A 2,676-nucleotide genomic window follows, 5' to 3' on the forward strand; every position below is an offset into this window, starting at 1 on the left:
GCCCCGACCGTCGCCGCCGTCGCCGACCGGCGCCCCGGCCGCATCGTCACGCACGCCGCGACCCGCGACGAGGCCGAGGCGGTCGGACGGGCGCTCGCCGAACGCGGTTACGCCGTGGAATGCGCCCTGCTCCAGTCCGTTGAGCTGGACACCTCGGAGTGGGTGGAAAGTGAACGTGCTGTCGTTTTCCTGCTGTCCGGTGTCCAGATCTGAATCTCTGTGGCCGGTGCGTGACGAACCACGACGAAGTGCTGTTTCTCACCCCTCCGTGGACGGCGCTCGTCCCAGCCCCGGGTAGGCTGACCGATCGTTGTGCCGCTGTGCGGTGTTGACGCTTCGTCCGTCAATGTCCGTATGGCGCGTGGAGGGGGAACGTGCCGCACCGTGTGCGCGCTCGTTCTCCTCTACGGGGCCCGGCGGCTGGTCGCGGGGCTGGAACGAGCACTACCGATGGGCGAGGGGTACGCATGACTGACACCGGCCAGATCCCCGGTGAGGGGCAGCCGGAGAATGCAGGCGGGCAGCCGGACGGCCAGCACCAGGACTTCCTGGTGAACGGTTCGTACTCCTACGCCGGGCAGGCCGGTCACGGCCTCGGCGACGCGGCGGCTCCCGGAGCCGCCCCCGCCGACCCGGACGTGCTGCTCCCCGGCTCACAGGGGGCGTGGGGCGACCCGCAGCAGACGGGCGCCGCAGGCGCACCGTCACCGGCACAGATGCAGGCACAGATCCAGGCCGAGATGCACGCGCAGATGCAGGCGGCGGGAGAGGTGCCGCAGATGCCGGGGCAGCCGGAGTTCGCCGGGCACCAGGACCTGTACGGGCAGCATGTGCCGTACGACCAGCAGGAGTTCTACGGTCAGCAGGTCGCCTACGTACCGTCGGCTGAGCACGCTCAGCACGTACCGCACGCGCAGCAGCACGTCGCGCAGGCCGAGCAGTTGCAGTACGGCGAACAGGTCCAGTACGGCGAACAGGCCCAGTACGGGGAGCAGTTGCAGTACGGCGGCCAGGAGCCGCAGGAGGCGGTACCGCCTGCATACGGCCCGGTGCCGGACCCGGCACAGGACGGTGCACAGGACCCGGCACAGCACTCGGTGCCGGACCCGGCGCAGGGCGGTGCCCAACCGGCGCCCGACGCCCCGTACTTCGACGCCGCGGACGCCGACGCCCAGACGCCCGGCCCGCACGAGACGGACGGGCGCGACTCGGGCGCCATCGACTGCGCTCCGGTCCGCGAGTCCTTCCCCGAGGGGCAGACCCCCGCACAGGGCACTCCGCGCCCGAAGAACCCGCGCCGGCCGCTGCATCTCGGACCGCCGGAGCCGGAGCAGTCGGGCGCGGTGCGTCCGCTCTCCGACCGGGGGCTGGGCCGCCCGGCGAACGGCAAGCGCCGCAAGGGCGCGCGCGGCGGCCAGGGCCAGCGTGCCCAACAGGCCCAGCAGACACCGCAGTCGCAGCCGTCCGAGGCGGTTCCGGAGGCCCGGCAGAACGGGCAGGTGCGCCCCGAGCCGCAGCTCCCGGAGCAGCAGGCCCAGCCGCAGCCGGAGCCCGAGACCGAGCAGCAGTCGCCGTCCGAACAGCAGGCCGAAGTCCCCGTACAGCACGGTGAGTCCGTCCCCGCGCAGGACGCCGCGGCGGGCGGGGTCCCCGAGTACATGGACGTCCCGCAGGACTACCCCGCCGACCTGCCCGGCCCCCAACTCGGCGCGCTGCCGCCGCAGAACGAGACGTGGACGGCGAACGGCCAGGCGCACGGGGAGACCGAAGCGTCCGCGTCCGCCGTCGAGTTGCCCGTACAGCACCAGGAGAGCCAGGACGGCCTGGCCGGTCAGGAGGCGTACGAGACCCAGGAGGCCGACGAGAGCCTGCACGTCCAGGAGCAGGTCATGGCGTTCGCCGGGCCTCAACCGACCGCGGAGGCAGGCGAGTTCGCCGTTCAGGCGGTGCCGGGTGCCGAGCACGCCCCGGCCGTGATGCCCTCCGCGCCCGACGGCGCCGTGCAGCAGCCCGAGCACCTTCCGAGCGCCGTCGCGGGCGCCGGTACGGAGCCGGGCGCGCACGCCGCGTCCGCGGACGTGCCGTCCGCACCGGAGCACGGCGCGGCCACCGCACCCGTGGCGGCTCCGGGCGAGCAGACCGCAGCGCCCCGTACGGGCGGCCGCAAGCGGCGCCACCGTCGTGCGAAGGAGACGGAGAGCGAGACCACCGGCAACACCTGGGTGTCCTCGCCGGGTTCGACGGCGGTGGAGGCCATCGAGCCCCAACAGGACGGCGTGGACGCGGAGTCGGCTGAGGCCGGGGGAGCCGTACCGGCGGTGGACGGGACGATGATCCCCGCCCAGCAGCAGCCGCAGGCCGCGGCGGAGCCCGCACCGGCGGACGAGGCGGCACAGGCCGTCCCCGGGATCCCGGCCCAGCAGACCCGGCACCCGGAGCAGCCGGAGACGCCCGCCGCACAGGGACCGCAGCTCCAGGACGCGTCGGCACCCGCGCCCGTACCCGTACCCGTACCCGCTGACGGTCCGCAGCCGGAGCAGCCGGAGCAGGCCGAACACCCCGAGCAGGCTGAGCAGTTGGGAGGGCCCGGGCAACCCGGGCAGTCCGAGGCGGGACAGCCCGCGCCCGCGGACGGCGCCCCGGAGGGCGTGCCCCCGGAGGAGGGCGCCGCCGCCT

1 protein-coding gene and 1 pseudogene are annotated in these 2,676 nt (G+C 74.4%); both read left to right on the top strand.

All coding sequences use genetic code 11. The annotated features are described in order from the left end of the window. Positions 1–213: pseudogene (locus AN218_RS30125) on the top strand (precorrin-6y C5,15-methyltransferase (decarboxylating) subunit CbiE); the annotation flags it as partial. Positions 214–467: 254 nt separating this feature from the next. After that, positions 468–2,676, top strand: a 2,209-nt coding sequence (locus tag AN218_RS30130; RefSeq protein ID WP_476755979.1) for a DNA polymerase III subunit gamma/tau domain-containing protein, incomplete at its 3' end; no start/stop codon positions are given.

This window comes from Streptomyces nanshensis (assembly GCF_001751255.1).
Classification (GTDB): domain Bacteria; phylum Actinomycetota; class Actinomycetes; order Streptomycetales; family Streptomycetaceae; genus Streptomyces; species Streptomyces nanshensis_A.